General features: G+C 71.2%; 18 protein-coding genes. 9 read left to right on the plus strand and 9 right to left on the minus strand.

What is annotated here, in order from left to right:
- Positions 1-15: 15 nt before the first annotated feature.
- The 8 genes from IPH07_36995 to IPH07_37030 form a co-directional block, all read right to left on the minus strand.
- A complete protein-coding gene (locus IPH07_36995; protein MBK6923044.1) occupies positions 16-936 on the minus strand; it encodes a lipid A biosynthesis acyltransferase in 921 nt (306 codons plus the stop codon).
- Entirely contained in the window at positions 918-1,670 is a 753-nt protein-coding gene (locus IPH07_37000; protein ID MBK6923045.1) for a glycosyltransferase family 2 protein, read from the minus strand. Before IPH07_37000 ends, IPH07_36995 begins: the two co-directional genes overlap by 19 nt.
- Positions 1,671-1,681: 11 nt before the next feature.
- Positions 1,682-1,975 carry an acyl carrier protein gene (locus IPH07_37005; protein MBK6923046.1) on the minus strand — a complete coding sequence of 98 codons (294 nt, stop codon included), beginning with the start codon at positions 1,973-1,975 and terminating at the stop codon, positions 1,682-1,684.
- Positions 1,972-2,295 carry an acyl carrier protein gene (locus IPH07_37010; GenBank protein MBK6923047.1) on the minus strand — a complete coding sequence of 108 codons (324 nt, stop codon included), beginning with the start codon at positions 2,293-2,295 and terminating at the stop codon, positions 1,972-1,974. Before IPH07_37010 ends, IPH07_37005 begins: the two co-directional genes overlap by 4 nt.
- A gap of 80 nt (positions 2,296-2,375) precedes the next feature.
- Positions 2,376-2,534 carry a hypothetical protein gene (locus IPH07_37015; protein MBK6923048.1) on the minus strand — a complete coding sequence of 53 codons (159 nt, stop codon included), beginning with the start codon at positions 2,532-2,534 and terminating at the stop codon, positions 2,376-2,378.
- A 186-nt stretch (positions 2,535-2,720) separates the two neighbouring features.
- Positions 2,721-3,146 (minus strand): hypothetical protein, encoded by a 426-nt coding sequence (locus tag IPH07_37020; GenBank protein MBK6923049.1) that lies wholly within the window; start codon positions 3,144-3,146, stop codon positions 2,721-2,723.
- A complete protein-coding gene (locus IPH07_37025; GenBank protein ID MBK6923050.1) occupies positions 3,143-3,943 on the minus strand; it encodes a 1-acyl-sn-glycerol-3-phosphate acyltransferase in 801 nt (266 codons plus the stop codon). The genes IPH07_37020 and IPH07_37025 overlap by 4 nt, the downstream gene beginning before the upstream one ends.
- Before the next feature lie 4 nt (positions 3,944-3,947).
- Positions 3,948-5,165, minus strand: a complete 1,218-nt coding sequence (locus IPH07_37030) for a beta-ketoacyl-ACP synthase (protein ID MBK6923051.1) — start codon at positions 5,163-5,165, stop codon at positions 3,948-3,950.
- 171 nt (positions 5,166-5,336) lie between these two features.
- On the opposite strand from IPH07_37030, the gene IPH07_37035 reads away from it, so the two are divergent.
- The 5 genes from IPH07_37035 (at position 5,337) to IPH07_37055 (ending at position 12,540) form a co-directional block, all read left to right on the plus strand.
- The gene (locus IPH07_37035; GenBank protein MBK6923052.1) at positions 5,337-6,374 is read left to right on the plus strand and encodes an asparaginase; all 1,038 of its coding nucleotides are present in this window, start codon (positions 5,337-5,339) and stop codon (positions 6,372-6,374) included.
- Positions 6,371-6,919: a thioredoxin family protein gene (locus IPH07_37040; GenBank protein ID MBK6923053.1), complete on the plus strand. Its 549-nt coding sequence runs from the start codon at positions 6,371-6,373 to the stop codon at positions 6,917-6,919. The genes IPH07_37035 and IPH07_37040 overlap by 4 nt, the downstream gene beginning before the upstream one ends.
- Before the next feature lie 18 nt (positions 6,920-6,937).
- Complete coding sequence (locus tag IPH07_37045; protein ID MBK6923054.1) at positions 6,938-9,973, plus strand: protein kinase; 3,036 nt, start codon at positions 6,938-6,940, stop codon at positions 9,971-9,973.
- Positions 9,974-10,141: 168 nt separating this feature from the next.
- Positions 10,142-11,974: a L,D-transpeptidase gene (locus IPH07_37050; protein MBK6923055.1), complete on the plus strand. Its 1,833-nt coding sequence runs from the start codon at positions 10,142-10,144 to the stop codon at positions 11,972-11,974.
- Between the two features lie 11 nt (positions 11,975-11,985).
- Positions 11,986-12,540 (plus strand): GNAT family N-acetyltransferase, encoded by a 555-nt coding sequence (locus IPH07_37055; protein MBK6923056.1) that lies wholly within the window; start codon positions 11,986-11,988, stop codon positions 12,538-12,540.
- Here IPH07_37055 and IPH07_37060 read toward each other — a convergent pair.
- Positions 12,537-13,019 (minus strand): hypothetical protein, encoded by a 483-nt coding sequence (locus IPH07_37060; protein MBK6923057.1) that lies wholly within the window; start codon positions 13,017-13,019, stop codon positions 12,537-12,539. The two genes, IPH07_37055 and IPH07_37060, sit on opposite strands and share 4 nt — an antisense overlap.
- 262 nt (positions 13,020-13,281) lie before the next feature.
- Between IPH07_37060 and IPH07_37065 the strand changes: the two genes are divergently transcribed.
- From IPH07_37065 to IPH07_37080, 4 genes are all read left to right on the plus strand, one after another.
- Entirely contained in the window at positions 13,282-13,965 is a 684-nt protein-coding gene (locus tag IPH07_37065; protein MBK6923058.1) for a dihydroneopterin aldolase, read from the plus strand.
- On the plus strand, positions 13,962-14,705 hold the full coding sequence (locus IPH07_37070) for an SDR family oxidoreductase (GenBank protein MBK6923059.1): 744 nt from the start codon (positions 13,962-13,964) through the stop codon (positions 14,703-14,705). The genes IPH07_37065 and IPH07_37070 overlap by 4 nt, the downstream gene beginning before the upstream one ends.
- Positions 14,706-14,773: 68 nt before the next feature.
- Positions 14,774-15,538 (plus strand): aminotransferase class I and II, encoded by a 765-nt coding sequence (locus IPH07_37075; protein ID MBK6923060.1) that lies wholly within the window; start codon positions 14,774-14,776, stop codon positions 15,536-15,538.
- Positions 15,432-15,905 (plus strand): DUF3037 domain-containing protein, encoded by a 474-nt coding sequence (locus tag IPH07_37080; protein ID MBK6923061.1) that lies wholly within the window; start codon positions 15,432-15,434, stop codon positions 15,903-15,905. Before IPH07_37075 ends, IPH07_37080 begins: the two co-directional genes overlap by 107 nt.
- Positions 15,906-15,930 lie beyond the last annotated feature (25 nt).

Below are 15,930 nucleotides of genomic sequence, written 5' to 3' on the forward strand. Positions count from 1 at the left end.
GCCGCGCGGCCGCGCTCACTGCCACATCGCGAAGAAGTTGAACCAGCAGTAGGGCGCGCGTCGCAGGTAGAACTCGAGCCGATCGGCGTAGCGCTGCGCGAGCCGTGCCGCCGCGGCCGCGCGATCACCTCGCGGCAGCTCGATGCGCGTCGCAAAGGGCTCGCAGTACAGCGCGTAGGTGTTGGGCGCGTGGTAGAGGCCGAAGGTGAGGTACACCGGGCAGCGCAGCACCGCGGCGAGGGTGTACGGGCCGGTCGGCAGCAACGCGGTGCCGCCGAGCAACGACACCGGCGCGGTGCCCTCCGACAGGCCGGTGCGGTCGCCGAGGATCGCGATGAACTCGCCGCGATCGATGCACTCCTGCACGCGCAGGATCCAGTGGGGCGCCGCCGGATCGATCTCGATGACGCCGGCGTCGAAGCCCGGCGCGACGGTGCGCAGCATCTTGGTGATGCGGCGCGCGTTGGCGAAGTGGACCAACGGCCGGATCACGAAGCGCTCGGCGCCGGCCATCGCACGCATGGCCTCGAAGCTGCCGACGTGGGCACCCAGCAACAGCGCGCCGCGGCCCGAGCGGGCCTGTCGCTGCAGGTGCTGGTAGCCGTGACGCTCGATGCGGAACGCCGAGCGCTCACCGGCCGCGAACAACACCCGATCGAACGCGCACTGGGCGAACGTGACGATGTGGCGCACGACCTCGCGGGTGCCGGCCTCGGGCCACAACCGCCGCAGGTAGCCCAGCGAGTTGCGTCGCACCGAGGGCGACGCGATCGCGTACCAGCTCGCGACCAGCCGCAGGATCACGGCGGCAAAGGGCCGTCCGAACCAGCGATAGGCGAGCAGCAGCGCCGCGACGCCGAGATCGGTGCCGCGCTCGGCCTCCTGCAGCCACGCGCCCTCGGGCGCGGCGTCCGAGGCTACCTGCGGCCGTTCCACGACCACCCCAGCAGCCGCAACAGCGGCCCGAACAGGCGCCCGAACACCTTGCGCTGCACGAGTCGCGTGTGCATCCAGCTGATGCGCAGGTTGTCGCCCCACATGCGAAAGTGCGAGACGCCGCCGTCGTCGGCGCTGACGTAGCGCACGGCGGTCGGCACGTTCACCACTTTCGTGCCCCACCACACCATGCGAACCGCGATCTCGATGTCGAAGTCCATGCGGTTGGCCGGCACGTCCACCGCCGTGGCAGCGGCGAGCGGATAGACTCGGAAGCCGCACATCGGGTCGTCAATGATGCCGCGCCCGACCTCGAGGTTCGTCCAGAACTGTGTGATGCGACGACCGATGAGGCGGCTGCGCGGCGCGGTGGCGTCGTAGATCGGCGCGCCGAGCACCAGCGCGTCGGGCTGTTCGCGCGCGGCCGCGAGCAGGCGCGGTGCATCTGCGAGCGTGTGCTGGCCGTCGGCGTCGACCTGGAGCGCGTGGCTGAAGCCGCGGGCGAAGGCCTCGCGCAGGCCGTCCTTCACCGCGGCCCCCTTGCCGCCGTTGTGCGGGCGGAACACCGCGTGCACGAGTCCGCTCGCGTGCAGTCGCTCGACCTCGCGTCGGCCCGCGGCCGCGCTGCCGTCGTCGACCACGATGACCTCGTCGACGACGGCGCGCACACCTTCGACGACGGCGGCGATGGTCCTGGGATTGTCGTAGGTCGGAATCACCGCGCAGACGCGCAATGCCGACGCCGTCACCGCAGGGTGCCCGTGCCCCGCTCGGGTGTCGGGGTGTCGGTCGCCGCGGCCTGTTGGGCGCCGGCGACCATCGCGACCACGTCGGCCACGGTCGCGAGCCCACGCAGCTCCTGCTCCTCGACGCGGCGGTGGATGATCTCCTGCAGCTTCACCACCATGTCGAGTGCATCGATGCTGTCGAGCTCGAGGTCTTCGTACAGCCTCGACTCCAGGGTGATGCGCTCGGGTGCGAGCTCGAAGACTTCGGCCATCATGGCGCGGACATCGGCGAAGATCTGCTGATCGCTCACGTGGGATTCGCCTCGCGTTCGGCCGCCACGAACGCGGCCAGGCTGCGTACGCTCCCGAAGATCTCTCGGTTGCGTTCGTCGTCGCCCTTGGTCTTGACGCCGAAGCGTCGGTGGAGCGCCATCGCCAGCTCGAGCACGTCGATGGAATCGAGGCCGAGCCCGCCGTCGCCGAACAACGGCGCGTTGGCGTCGATCTCGGCCGCGGTGCGGTCCTCCAGCATCAGCGCCTCGACGATGAGCGTCTTCAGCTCCTGCTCGAGCTCCAGGTCGGGCGGGTGTCCGAGCTGGAGGTGGGGCGCACCGGGGGATCCCGCGGTCATGGGGACCCGAGATACCAGAGCGCCCCTGCGGTCGACAAGCCGAGCAGATCACGGTGCCGTCGCGGGCCCGGCGGGCGAGCTCAGCTCGCCGCTCGCAGGGCACCGCCGCCGCGCGTCGAACCCACGCGATCGCGGCCGTGGGCGCGGATCCGCCGGTGCACGATGACCAGCGGCACCAGCAGCAACGCACAGCACACCACCGCGAAGACCAGCGCCCACCGCATCCAGGACCACGCCATCGGAGCACCCGGTGCAGCGAGCGCCAGGGCCCGAGGGCGAGCGGCCAGCTCCGGTGCACCCCTGTCGTCGGCACCATGCGCTCGCTCACGGGGTCCCGTCGCCGCATCCATGCGAGGGGATAGGACGGCCCGCGCCCGAACTCGTTGCAGCGGTGACGCGACGGCACCGGTCCGTCGCGCGCGCGCTCACCCGCGCGCGACGTCGAACAAGCCGGCGACCAGCGCGAGCCCGCCGGTTGGCACCAAGACCACGCCGAGCCCGGGATCGCCGTCGTAGAACCACACCCCACCGAGCACGAAGCCCATTGGGATCGCGACGGTGCCGAACACCAACAGCGCCGAGCTGCGACGCGCGTGCAACAGCCCGAGCGCACCGCCCGAGCGCAGCGACGCGGCCAACACCGCGTTCATCATGCCCAGCAGCGCGCCGTGGGCGTGGGCGAGGCGGAACATCGTGCGGCGGGTCTCGACATCGACGTCGACGAACCACGGCACGCGAAATCCCAGCAGCGTCTCCAGCACCATGCCGCTGCAGGCGAACACCAACAGCGCACCCCAGCCGAGGCGATGGTGACGACGGGCCAGCCGCGCAGACTCGTCGTGCTCGCTCATGGTGGACTCGCCGCGGTGGCGGGCTCGGGTCGCTCGGGCAGTACTCCGACCGCGGCGGCGATGGCATCGTGCACGCGCTTCGCCATCACGCGGCTGCCATCGCCGAGCTCGGAGGGTTCGATCGTCGGCAGCACCTGCATCGCGAAGTCGATCGGTCGCTCGGCGACGTCGTACCAGGGCTGGTGCTTGCGGAGCATCGGCGGATCGACCCGAATGGCGCAGGGCAGGATCGGCACGCCTGCGCGTGCGGCTGCCTCGAAGGCTCCGCGTCGGAACTCGTGCATGCCCAAGCGGGGTGAGCGAGTGCCCTCGGGGAACACCAGCAGCGCGCGGTTGTCCACGAGCGCGGCGATCATGCGCTCCAGCGCGATCGCACCATCGGCGGGGTCCTTGCCGACTGGCGCCGCGATGTGGCCGCACGCTCGCAGCATGCGACCGATGATCGGCGCACCCATCCAGGCTTGCTTGGCGACGTAGGTGATGCGGGGCAGCGCGGCCATGATGAACACCACGTCGAGCAGGCTGGGATGGTTCGCCACCACGACCACGCCGCCGCCATCGGCCAGCAGCTCGGGGCACGGCGGATAGGTCGGCCGCACGATGCCGAGCGCATGCATGAACCGGAAGTAGCGCCGCGACCAGCGGTGCAGCAGCGCCTGCGCGGCGGCGATGCGAGCGGCCGGCTCGCGCACGCCCAGCAGCGCCAGCGGCAGCACGAACGCGGCCAGGATGGCCCCGAAGCCGCCGAACGCGACGTAGCACAGGCCCACCAGCACGATGCGGATCGGTCGAGGCATCGTGTCAGACCTGCGCGAACACCAGTGACGTGTTGATGCCGCCGAAGGCAAAGTTGTTGTTCATCGCACGTCGGATGGTCGCCTCGCGCAGCTCGCCGCGCACGTAGGCGAGTGGAGCGCAGCGCGGATCGACGTGCTCGAGGTTTCGCGTCGGCGCGATGAAGCCACCGTGCATCATCGCGATCGTGAACACCGACTCGATCGCACCGCAGCCGCCCAGGGTGTGGCCGGTGTGACCCTTGGTCGACGACACCGGCACGCGATCGCCGAGCGCCTCGACCATCGCCTGACTCTCGGCGATGTCGCCGACCTCGGTGCCGGTCGCGTGGGCGTTGACGTAGTCGAGCGTGTCGGCGCCCACGCCCGCGTCGCGCAGCGCGGCTCGCATCGCGCGGGCCATGCCGTCGGGCGACGGCGAGGTCAGGTGGGCGCCGTCGCAGTTGCTGCCATAGCCGAGGATCTCGGCCCATACCCGCGCGCCGCGGGCCTGGGCGTGCTCCCAGCTCTCGAGCACGAGCGTGCCCGCACCCTCGGCGACGACCATGCCGTCGCGATCGCGATCGAACGGACGCGGATGGGTGTCGGCACGGCCGGTCGACGCGGCGAGCATGAGATCGAAGACCCCCGCGACCGTCACGTGCAGCTCCTCGGCGCCGCCGCAGATCGCGATCTCTTCGCGGCCATGGGCGACCGCCATGAAGCCCTCGCCGATCGACTGACTGGCGCTCGTGCACGCGCTGCAGATCGGCACCACGCGCCCGGTGATGCCGAACGCTTGCGCGAGGTTGGCGGCGCAGGTGTGGCTCATGAAGCGCAGGTACGCCGAGCTCAGCAGACCTTCGAAGCGCTCGGTGGTGTACAGGCGCCGGTAGTACTCCTCGGCGGCGCCGGTCGAGCCGTCGGTCGAGCCGAACAGCAGCGCGCACTCGGGTCCCTGGACCTGCGCGCTCGTCAGCCCGGCGTCGGCGATTGCGGCCTCGGTCGCCGCGATCGCCAGGCGTGCGACCTTGCCGGTGGCGCGCAGCTGCTTGCGTCCGAAGTTCGGCAGCGCGGGATCCGCGACCGCGCCGGCGAGCGCCGTGCGCACGCCCCAACGGGCCCATGCATCCACGGAGACGATGCCGTGGGCGTGCGTGCGCAGGGCCGTGGCCACCTCCGTGACGGAGCTGCCGATGGGACTGACGAGGCCCATGCCGGTGATGACGACGCGTCGACGGCCCATGGCGGAAGGACGAGAGCATCGACATGGTGCCCCGGCAATCGCGTTTTCGCCACGCGCCCCGGTGTGCTAGCGTCGTCGGCGCTCGAACAGCGCGAAAGCCAAGCTGGGGCATCGGAGCCGTTGATGGTCGTTTCGGGGACGAGCGCAGGCGCACGCAGGGGACGGGCGCGGGTGTGTGTGCTGCACGTCGGCGGCACCATCGGCATGACGCGCACCGCCAACGGGCTCGAGCCCATGCCGGGCGTGCTCGAGCGCTACCTCGACGCGATGCCCGAGCTGCGTGGATCGGACGTGCCGCTGCACCACGTCGAGCGGCTCGATCCCCTGCTCGACAGCGCCGACATGGGTCCGCGCGACTGGGTCCGCATCGCCCAGGCGATCGTCGAGCGCGACCACGAGTTCGACGGCTTCGTGGTCCTGCACGGCACCGACACCATGGTCCACACCGCGTCGGCGCTGAGCTTCCTGCTGACCGGTCTGCGCAAGCCGGTGGTGATGACGGGCTCGCAGCTCAGCCTCGAGCACGTGCGCAGCGATGGCCGCGAGCACATCATCACCTCGCTCATCATCGCCGGCACGCAGGCGATCCCGGAGGTGTGCATCTACTTCGCGTCGCGGCTGCTGCGGGGCAATCGCGCGCAGAAGATCCACAACAGCGACTTCGTCGCGTTCGGCAGCGGCAACCTGCCGCCGCTGGCAACCGTGGGCGTCGGCATCACGGTGCACGGGCACCTGCTGCGCGCGCCCGGTGAGGGCTTGCCGTCGCAGGTCGAGCTGGTGCGCGAGCCGCAGGTCGCGACCCTGCGCGTGTTCCCCGGCATCCGCCCGGCGGTGATCGAGGGCATGCTGTGCGCGCCGCTCGAGGGCCTGGTGCTCGAGACCTACGGCGCGGGCACGTTCCCATCGTCGCGCGAGCACGACCTGATGGCGCCGATCCACGCCGCCACCCGTCGGGATCCGCCGACGGTGATCGTGAACTGCTCGCAGTGCCACGGCGGCATCGTTCGGCAGGAGGCCTACGCGGGCGGCCGCAAGCTCACCGCTGCGGGCGTGGTCTCGGGCCACGACATGACGCCCGAGGCTGCGCTCACCAAGCTCTACTGTCTGCTCGCGATGGGGCACAACCACGCCGAGGTGCAGCGCCTGATGGGCGAGGACCTCGCCGGTGAGCTCGACGCCCGCGCAGCAGCGCCCGAGGTGACGCCATGAAGCATCGGATCACAATCACACCGATCGCATTGTTTGCAGTGCTGAGCTGCGGCCCAGCGCCCAAGGCCGACGACGGCAAGACCATCGCGGCCGCGTCGGCCTCGACGCCCGAGAAGGTCGGCTACGATCTGCGCCGGCTGCGGCCACGCAACGAAGAGCCGCTGGCGCAGATGTTCGATCGCTTGTTCACGCAGGCCACCGCCGAGGGCAAGCAGACCGCGGTGCTGTTCTCGGCCGATTGGTGCGAGCCCTGCCGCAAGCTCGAGCTCGAGCTCGGCAACACCCATCCCGCGGCCGACATCGGCCACGTCCGCATCTTCGAGCTCAAGGAAGAAGACTGGGAGGCGGCCACGCGCATGGACGAGTTCGGGGCGCTGCGCAAGCGCTGGTACGAGCCCGCAGACTCGTACCCTGTCTTCATCGTGCTCGATGGCAACGGCAACAAGCTCGAGGAGATGAAGGAAGCCATCGAGCGGCTGCAGGGCGCGGGCCAGGAGCCCACGGTCGCGCAGTGGTTTCGCGGCCTCGACAGCTCGCAGGGCTAGCTTCCCAGCTCGACGCGGATGGTCCACGAAGTCACACCCACGCCCGAGCCCACGCCGTCGCAGCTCGACGCGACGTCGACCGAGTTCGCCGACACGCTGATGCGCGAGCTCGCCGCGGCGCCGTCGGTGGCCCCACCGGCGCATCACGTGTTCGCGGCGGGAACCCTGCTGGCGCAGCGCTATCGCATCGAGGGCGTGCTGGGCAAGGGCGGCATGGGCACCGTGTTCGCGGCCACCGACGAGCGGCTCGGGCGTCGGGTCGCGATCAAGGTCCACCACGGTCGTACCGCCTCGGTCGCGCGACTGCGGCAGGAGGCGCGCGCGCTCGCGCGGCTGAGCCACCCCAACGTCGTGACGGTGCTCGAGGTCGGCGCCCACGACGGCCAGGTCTACGTCGCGATGGAGTACGTCGACGGGCCCAACGCGCGCGCGTGGGCGCGGCAACACCGTGGTGACATCACTGCGATCGTCGCCATGTATCTCCAGGCCGCCGCGGGGCTCGCCGCGGCCCACCGCGTCGGCATCGTGCACCGCGACTTCAAGCCCGACAATGTGCTCGTGGGCGCCGATGGTCGCGCCCGCGTGGCCGATTTCGGGCTCGCCGCGGCGTTCGGTGGCGACGACGACGAGACCTCGGTGGAGATCGTCGCTGCGCACGTGGACGTGGGCTCGATCGAGACGCGCGAGGGCACCACGGTGGGCACGCCGGCCTACATCGCTCCGGAGCAGATCGGTCACAGCCGCGTCGATGCCCTCGCCGATCAGTTCTCGTTCTGCGCGTCGTTGTTCGAGGCCGTGCACGGGCAGCTGCCGTTCCAGGGCGAGAGCGCCGAGGAGACGATGGCGCACATCCTGGCCGGTGATCTCGCCGAGCCCCGCGGCGGTGAGCCGGTGCCCAAGTGGCTCGATACAGTGCTGCGCCGCGGGCTCGCACGCGATCCCAGGCAACGCTTCGCGGACATGAACGCGCTCGCGCGAGCGCTGCGTGGCGGTGGCGCATCGCGGTGGCGCAGCCTCGGCGTGGGTCTGTTCGCGAGCTTGGGAGTCGCCGCATGGCTGCTCTTGCCCGCCGCCGCGCCTCGCGATCCGCGGTGCGACGAAGATCCGCGCGAACACTGGGACGAGCTCCGACGTCGCGTGACCGCGACGGTCGAGGCCCAGCACTCGGAGCCGCTCACGCAGAGCTGGCAGCGTCTATCCGCTGCGCTCGGCGGCAAGGCCGAGGGCATGATCTCGACCCGTGACACCGTCTGCGAGGCCACGATCGAACAGGGCTCGGCCGAGCGCGATGCCCAGCTGGTCCGGCTCGATTGCCTCTCGCGCGCACGCAACGAGATCGACGCACTGTACCGCGAGGTCGAGGGCGCCGACCTGTCTGTCATCGTGTCGCTGATCGACGATGCGCTCGCGCTCGACGACGCGTCGGGTTGTCTGGTCGAAGCGGTCGCGGTGTCGGAGCCGGCGGTGGTCGATACGCCCGAGGCCGCGACGTTGCGCCTGTCGCTTGCCACGCTCGAGGCACGCATCGCTGCGGGCGGCCGGGCGTCGGTGTTGCCCTTCGCCGACGAGGTCGTGCGCGCCGCGGCCCAGACCGAGCGTGCAGATCTGATCGCCGAGGCGTTCGCCACCCGCGGCCGTGCGCGCGCGATGGCGGGCGCCGAGCTCGACGCGGCCGCGGACCTCGAGTACGCCATCGAACTCGCGCGCACGCACGGCGAGGACCGGCTCGTGGTCCGCGCGGCAGCGACGATGGCGCAGCTCTCGTTCAACTCCGGCCGCGATCTGAGCGAGACCGATCGCTGGATCGATCTCGCGCGCTCGCACATCCGGCGCTGGCCCGAGGACGCCGCCGCATCCGTGAGCCTCTTGGTGCTGCAGTCCATGGTGCATCGCGGCATGCATCGCTCCGACGCCGACGCGCTGCTCGACGAGGCCGAAGCCATCGTGCGAAGCGCCGAGCTCGGCGGCGAAGGAGAGGTGATGACCGAGCAAGCGCGCGCCAGGGTTGCGAGCGCCCGAGGAGACTATGGTGCGGCGCTGCGGCACGTCGACCGCGCGCTCGAGGTCGCGAGGGACACCTTCGGCCCCATGCACCCGCGGGTGGTCCAGACCCTCGATCTGCGCGCTTCGGTCTACGACGGCGCCGGCAACTACGACGAGGTCCGTCGCGCCCTGCGCGAGGCGCTGGACATTCAACGCGCGCTCACCACGGAGCTCGACCACCGAGCAGTGGCCACGATGGTCCAGCTCGCCAACATGGAGTCGTTGCTCGGCAACGGCGAGGCCGCGGTGGAGCTCTGCAACCAGCTTCGCGCGGCGAAATCCCAGCGTGCGCCGGCGCCAGAGGCCGAGCTACAGATCGCCGAGGCCTGTGGGCTGGCGTCGTTCTCGGCGAACCGGCTCGACGAGGCGTACGCCGAGTACATGCGGGCGCTGGACGTGCTGCAGCACGTGCGCGCGGACTACGACGCGCGCGGGATCCTCGAGAATCTCTCCCTCATCGAGCGGAGCCGAGGACGGCTGGTGGAGGCCAAGCGCTTCTTGGATCAGGCCCTTCGCGTCCAAGACGCGCTCGACCGCGAAGACGCGGCGACGCCTGCACTCTCCCACGCCTACGGGTTCTTGCTCTTCGACATGGGCGAGTACGATCAGGCCGAGGTGATGTTCCAGCGCGCGGCGGGACAGACCGCCGGCATCCTCGGGCCCGATCACATGGATCGTGGATGGCCTGAGCTGGGGCTCGGTCGGGTCGCGCTCGCGCGCGGCGAGGCGGAGCAAGCGATCGCGCACCTCGAGCAGGCGAGCGCGGCATTCGAGCCCGATGATGCGGGGCCGCTGCCGCGCGCGGAGGCGGCGGTGTCCCTCGTCGAGGCGTTGTTGCTCGCGGGACAGCGCGCCCGCGCCCGCGAGGTCGCCGAGGCCGCAGTCGTCCGGATCGACGGTGCCCAGGCGACCGTGTCGGCCGATGTGGCGCCGCTTCGCGCGCGACTGCTCGAGCTGCGCGACCGCGTGGGCGCGCGTGGGCGTGCGTCGGTCGTGGCCCGGGCACCGTAGTCTCCCGCGCGTGCAAAGCATCACATGCGCGCGCCCGCAGCGGCGTTCACGGGCTCCGGTGGCAGGCCGAGTGCGTCGTCATCGCGTCGCAGGGCGCCGTCATGGCCTGCTTGCTGCCGGAATCTTCCCACGCGGCCGTACGTGGGCTAAGCACCTGCAGGGAGAGCCATGCGAAGGATCTACGGGGCCATCGGAGTGTCGTTGCTGTTGGCGTGTGATCGCCAGGGCGAGGCGCATGCGAACGGACGCACGGAGATCGGCGCGCGAGCTCCGGCCGACGAGTCCGCGGCCAAGCCCACGTCGGCCGGTGAGCGCCCGAGCGCCGCACCCGATGTCGCGCCGCCCGTGCTCGCGGACGCGGCACCCACCGAGCCCGCCGAGGATCGCCCCGACGAAGCGGTCGTGCCCGAGGAGCCGGCGCCCCCGGTCGCGCCCGCGGACTACGGCGTCATCAAGCCCTCGCAGCCCGCGCCCGAGCCCGAGGCGCTGACGATGTACGCGATCGCCGGCTACGAGGTCGTCGCGATCCACGATACCCCCGATCCCGAGTCACCGAAGCTCGGCTACCTGCGCATCGGAGCGCGCACCCGCGTGACCGCGAAGGTCGAGGGCACCGGCTGCACCAAGGGCTGGCATCAGCTGCCGCAGGGCGGCTTCGCGTGCGCCAACAAGGGGCTCGTCGTCGATGCGGATCGCGACCCGGTGATGAAGAATGCACCGCCGCCGCCGCGCACCGACCAAGGCCTGCCCTACGACTACGCCTACGTGAAGCGTTGGAACTCGCCGATGTGGTGGCGCGTGCCGACGCCCGACGAGGCCGCCGCTGCCGAGCAGCTGCGGGTCACCCGCGAGACCGAGCGTCTCGCTGCAGAGGCGGCCGAGAAGGGGCTCCCGCCGCCGGCGCCCGCCAAGCCCAAGCCCAAGCCGAGCGATGCTGGCGGCGCCGACATGGCGCCCGCGGCCGGCGATGCGAAGCCTGCCGACGACGCCGCGGCCGCGCTGCCCTCGATCGACGACGAGCCCGACGCGGAGCAGCCCAAGCCGAAGAAGCAGGACGGCGACAAGGCCGACGGCGACAAGCCCAAGGCCGACAAGGCCGACGGCGACAAGCCCAAGGCCGAGCCCGTCGCGCCGGCGGAGCCGACGATCCCGGCCTCGCGGCTGCCGCTCAAGCCCGAGAAGTCGTGGCTCGAGCGTGGCTTCTACGTCTCGGTGGTCGACAAGATCACCGAGGAGGGCCGCACGTGGTGGCGCACCGCCCGAGGCGGCTTCGTCGACGTCGCCTACGCGTACAAGTTCGGCGCCAAGGACTTCGAGGGCAACCCGCTCTCGGAGGGCGCGAGCTTCCCGTTCGGCTATGTGATGTCGGAGACCACCAAGCTCATCGAGCTGCAGCCCGACGGCAAGCTCAAGACCACGGCCACGCTCGAGAAGCGTGCCTTCGTGGATCTCTCCGAGGAGGTCGAGATCGGCGGGCGCGCCTACATGAGCACGCCAGACGGGCACCTGATCCGCAAGGCCGACCTGCGCCTCGCCGAGCCGCAGCCCTTGCCCAAGGGCTTGCAGCCGTGGGAGCGATGGGTCGACGTCAGCCTCGACAAGCAGATCTTGGTCGCCTACGAGGGCGAGACGCCGGTGTTCACGTCGCTGGTGTCGACCGGCAAGAAGGGCACCGCCGAGGAGCCGTTCGAGACGCCGACCGGGCGCTGGCGCATCCGCAGCAAGCACATCTCCACCACGATGGACGGCAACACCGCGTCCGACGGCAACTACTCGATCCAGGACGTGCCGTGGACCATGTTCTTCGAGGGTAGCTACGCGCTGCACGGCGCGTTCTGGCACCAAGGCTTCGGTCGCGTGCGCAGCCACGGCTGCGTCAACCTCGGGCCCAGCGCCGCCCGATGGCTCTTCTACTGGACCACTCCGTTCTTGCCGGAGGGTTGGCATGGCGTGCACGCGCACGCGGGCAGCCCCGGCACGACGGTGATCGTGCGACGCTAGCCCCCAGTACCGTGCAGCTCACCGCCATCTGTGTGCCTGGCCCCGAGGGCCGCTCCATCGAGCTCCGATCGCCCCAACGCGACGACGCCGGCATCATGCTGACGTTCCTGCGCGAGCTGCTGCACGAGTCCGCCGACCACCTCAACGCGCCTGCGAACAGCTACGACGGTGCGTCGGTCGAGCATCAGGCCGAGGACATCGAGCGGCTCGGCGCCTGCGAGCGCGACTTCTTCCTCAGCGCCTTCGACGACGGCCGCGTGGTGGGAAACCTGCTGTTCAACGCCACCGACGTGCCGGTGTCGCGCCACTGCGGTCAGCTCGCGCTCGGTGTGCTGCAGAGCCACCAAGGCATGGGCCTGGCCTCGGCGCTGCTGGGCCGCTGCATCGACGAAGCGACGCGGCTCGGGATCTGGAACATCCGCTTCACCGTGCGCACGTACAACCAACGTGCGATCGCGCTGTACGAGCGACATGGCTTCCGCCGCGTCGGGCGGCTCGAGGGCGTGGCCCGCATCGGCGAGGCGTTCGTCGATGAGTTTCTCTACCAGGGCGTCTTCGGCCGCTAGCAGGCCTGCGTGTACAGCTGCGCGGCGTCGCCCTCGCCTGCGCAGAACCACACGTTGCCGGTGCCATCGCAGCAGCCGACGCCGGTGATGCCCATGTTGCCACCGCAGTCGCCGCCTTCGACGAGGTCGATGCCGTCGGGACACGCGCTCGAGATCATCCCCGAGGGGTCCTCGCCCTCGCCGCCGCACACATAGCCCATCGGCACCGTCTTCTCGCCGGTGGCACCCCAGCCGCAGCCCGCGGGCCCGGCGGTGCCGCTGTCGGCGGCGCTGTCACTCGACGAGCCGGAGCTGGCGTCGGTACCCGCTGCGGTGGTGGCTGCGGTGGTGCCAGCGGTGCTGGCAGCGGTGGTGCCAGTGGTCGCGCTCGAAGCCGAGGCCGAGCTGCTACCGGAGTCGCCGGCGTCATCGCCGTTGTCGAGGATCACACACGCGGTCAGGACCAGGGATAGCGCGGCCGCAAGCGTAGGCTTCATCATGTCGAAGGGAACTCCGTAGGTGCCTCGCGTCGAACGCCCAGGCGGGCGTGGGACGAAAGGCTCGTCGCGTGATTCGAATCGATCGTCCGCTTGGCGGACGCGAGCCGCCGGCCACACGTGGCGCGGCGGGGAGTCGTCATCGACGCGACAACGATGACGCTAGCACGCGCCGAGGCGCGGGCAACCCGGCGTGCGCGCGCCCGAAGACCCCCTGACATCGATGTCAGGGCCGCGCGCGGTGGCGGTGCTATGTTGGCCGCCCGTGGCGCGCGATCGCATCGAGATCCAAGGCCTCACCGTCGAGTGCGTGATCGGCATCCTGCCCGCCGAGCGCGATCGCACGCAGCCGCTCGAGGTGGGTTTGTCGCTGCTGCTCGACCTCGGCGAGGCCGGTCGCAGCGGCCGCATCGCTGACACCGTCGACTACGCCGTGGTGCACGAGCAGATCGCGGCGATGCTCGGATTCCGCCGCTACAAGCTGCTCGAGAACGCGGCCGAGGAGCTGGCGGCGATGCTGCTCGGCGTGCATCCGCGCATCGATGCGGTCGAGCTCACGTTGATCAAGCCGCAGGCGCTCGCGCACGGCCGCAGCGCCGCGGTGACGATCTCGCGCTCGCGGGTGGACTATCCCCGTCGCAGCGAGGCCTCCCGCTTCGGTGAGGTCGAGGTCTTGCTCGAGACCCGCGAGGCCGGCCTGTATCTGTTGCATGTCGATCCCCGCGGCCGCATCCCGCGGCACCATCACGAGGTGATGCGCGAGCTCGAGTGGCTGGTCGAGGGCGAGCTCGTGCAAGACGGCGCCGCCGTGGTGCCGTCGACGCCGCGCGAGTGGCCGCTGCACCATCGCCACGCCTACGACAACCCGGCCGACGTCCGCGCGACGCTGTTCTGTTGCGACGTGCCGCCGTACATCCCGGCCGACGAGATCGACGAGGTCGCGCCGTGAGCGAGCTGGTGCTGGTGACCGGTGCGACCCGCGGCATCGGCCGCGAGATCGCGCGCTTGCTGGTCGGCATCGGCCACGGCGTGATCGCGATCTATCGCCGCGACGAGGCCGCCGCCGCGGCGTTGGCCGCCGAGCTCGGCGAGCGCGTGCGCTGCATTCGCGCCGATCTCGGCGACGATGCCGAGGTCCATCGCGTGGTGATGGATCTCGCGCACGGCCCCGCGCTGTGTGGCGCCGTGTTGGCGGCCGGCACCGCCGTACACGCAGAGTTCGACGCGCCGACCCCGGCGCCCGGAGGCGCCGCCCACGATCCCCTCGATCGCATGCTGCACGACGATCTGCGCGCACCGTTGGTGTTGTTGCGGGCGCTGCTGCGCGCGCAGGCGCTGGCATCACCGTCGTCGGTGGTGCTGCTCGGCAGCAACCTCGCGCGCCGCGGAGTGATCGGGCGCAGCCACTACGCCGCCGCCAAGGCCGGGCTCGAGGGGGCGATGCGATCGCTGGCCCGCGAGCTGGGTCCGCGACAGATTCGCATCAACACCGTCGCGCCCGGGCTCGTGCGCACCGACATGACCGCGGCGATCGGCGACGACGGCTTCGAGGCCTACGCGCGCACGGTGCCGCTGGGGCGCGTCGGCGTGCCGGCCGACATCGCGCCGCTGGTCGCATTCCTGCTCGGCGCGGGCGCACAGTACATCACCGGCCAGAGCATCGACGTCGACGGTGGTTGGGGGGCGTGAGCCCGCGTGACCGGCAGGCCGCGATCGGCGATGATCGGGCGGGCGTGAGCGACATCGATGCCGGCGGTCTGCGGAGCGTCCGCGCCACTCGATACGTGCATCCGCTGCGCGAGGGCGGCTCGCTGCCGGCGTTGATCGAGGTCGACGGCGGCGATCTGTTCGTCGCCAAGTGGCGCGGTGCGGGGCAGGGTGCCACCGCGTTGGTGGCGGAGGTCATCGTCGGGGTGCTGGCACGTGCGCTGGCGCTGCCGGTGCCGCAGCTCGCGATCCTCGAGCTCGGCGACGAGCTCGGCCGTACCGAGCGTGATCCGGAGATCGCCGAGCTGCTGCGCGCCAGCGTCGGCAGCAACTTCGGGCTGGGCTGGATCGCGGGCGCGATCGGCTACGACGCTGCCGCGCGCACACCGGTCGACGACGACCTGGCTGCGCGTATCGTGGCATTCGATGCCTACGTGATGAACGTCGACCGGACCGCGCGCAATCCCAACCTGCTGTGGGCGCAGGAGCAGCTGTGGCTCATCGATCACGGGGCGGCGCTCTACTGGCACCACGGCTGGGACGGCGCGCTCGATCGCCCCGCGCGGCGCTTCGAGCGGGTGAAGGACCACGTGCTGCTGCCGCAGGCCGGTGATCTCGCGGCCGCCGGCGCGTGGCTCGTGGCCGCGATCGACGACGCGGTGCTCGAGGCCGCGGTGCGGGCAGTGCCCGCGGCGTGGCTGGCATCCGATGACGTCGACGCGCGGCGGGCGGCCTATCTCGCGATGCTGCGAGCGCGCCGCGACCAGGCTGCGGCATTCGTCGAGGAGGCAGTGCGTGCCCGCGCGGGTGTTTGAGGCCGCGACGATTCGCGTGGTGCCGCGGATCGATCGCGAGGAGTTCATCAACGTCGGCGTGGTGCTGCACAGCCCCGAGGCCGCGTTCCTCGACTGCCGTGTCGAGCTCGATGGCGCACGGCTGGCCGCACTGGCGCCGAGGCTGTCGTGCGCGATGGTGGAGCGACACATGCAGGCGTTCGTGGCGGTGTGCCGCGGCGAGCGCGGGGCCGGGCCGATCGCCGCGCTGCCCCGCGGTGAGCGCTTCCACTGGCTGGTGGCGCCGCGCAGCGCGATGATCCAGACCTCGGCGGTGCACGCCGGGGTCGCCGACGACCCCGCCGCCGCGCTGGAGCGATTGTTCCGCGCGCAGGTCGGGCCGGTGTAAGCCCGCGCGGCGGCGCCGGCGTTCG

The sequence above is a fragment of the Deltaproteobacteria bacterium genome (genome assembly GCA_016709225.1).
Lineage (GTDB): Bacteria > Myxococcota_A > Polyangia > Nannocystales > Nannocystaceae > Xiheibacterium > Xiheibacterium phototrophicum.

What these genes read in the sequence shown, in the direction of transcription:
- IPH07_37020 (MBK6923049.1), bottom strand. Translation starts at nt 3,146, where the DNA reads ATGAGCGAGCACGACGAGTCTGCGCGGCTGGCCCGTCGTCACCATCGC.
- IPH07_37010 (MBK6923047.1), bottom strand. Translation starts at nt 2,295, where the DNA reads ATGACCGCGGGATCCCCCGGTGCGCCCCACCTCCAGCTCGGACACCCG.
- IPH07_37050 (MBK6923055.1), top strand. Translation starts at nt 10,142, where the DNA reads ATGCGAAGGATCTACGGGGCCATCGGAGTGTCGTTGCTGTTGGCGTGT.
- IPH07_37040 (MBK6923053.1), top strand. Translation starts at nt 6,371, where the DNA reads ATGAAGCATCGGATCACAATCACACCGATCGCATTGTTTGCAGTGCTG.
- IPH07_37045 (MBK6923054.1), top strand. Translation starts at nt 6,938, where the DNA reads ATGGTCCACGAAGTCACACCCACGCCCGAGCCCACGCCGTCGCAGCTC.
- IPH07_37080 (MBK6923061.1), top strand. Translation starts at nt 15,432, where the DNA reads ATGACGTCGACGCGCGGCGGGCGGCCTATCTCGCGATGCTGCGAGCGC.
- IPH07_37025 (MBK6923050.1), bottom strand. Translation starts at nt 3,943, where the DNA reads ATGCCTCGACCGATCCGCATCGTGCTGGTGGGCCTGTGCTACGTCGCG.
- IPH07_37015 (MBK6923048.1), bottom strand. Translation starts at nt 2,534, where the DNA reads ATGGCGTGGTCCTGGATGCGGTGGGCGCTGGTCTTCGCGGTGGTGTGC.
- IPH07_37030 (MBK6923051.1), bottom strand. Translation starts at nt 5,165, where the DNA reads ATGGGCCGTCGACGCGTCGTCATCACCGGCATGGGCCTCGTCAGTCCC.
- IPH07_37060 (MBK6923057.1), bottom strand. Translation starts at nt 13,019, where the DNA reads ATGATGAAGCCTACGCTTGCGGCCGCGCTATCCCTGGTCCTGACCGCG.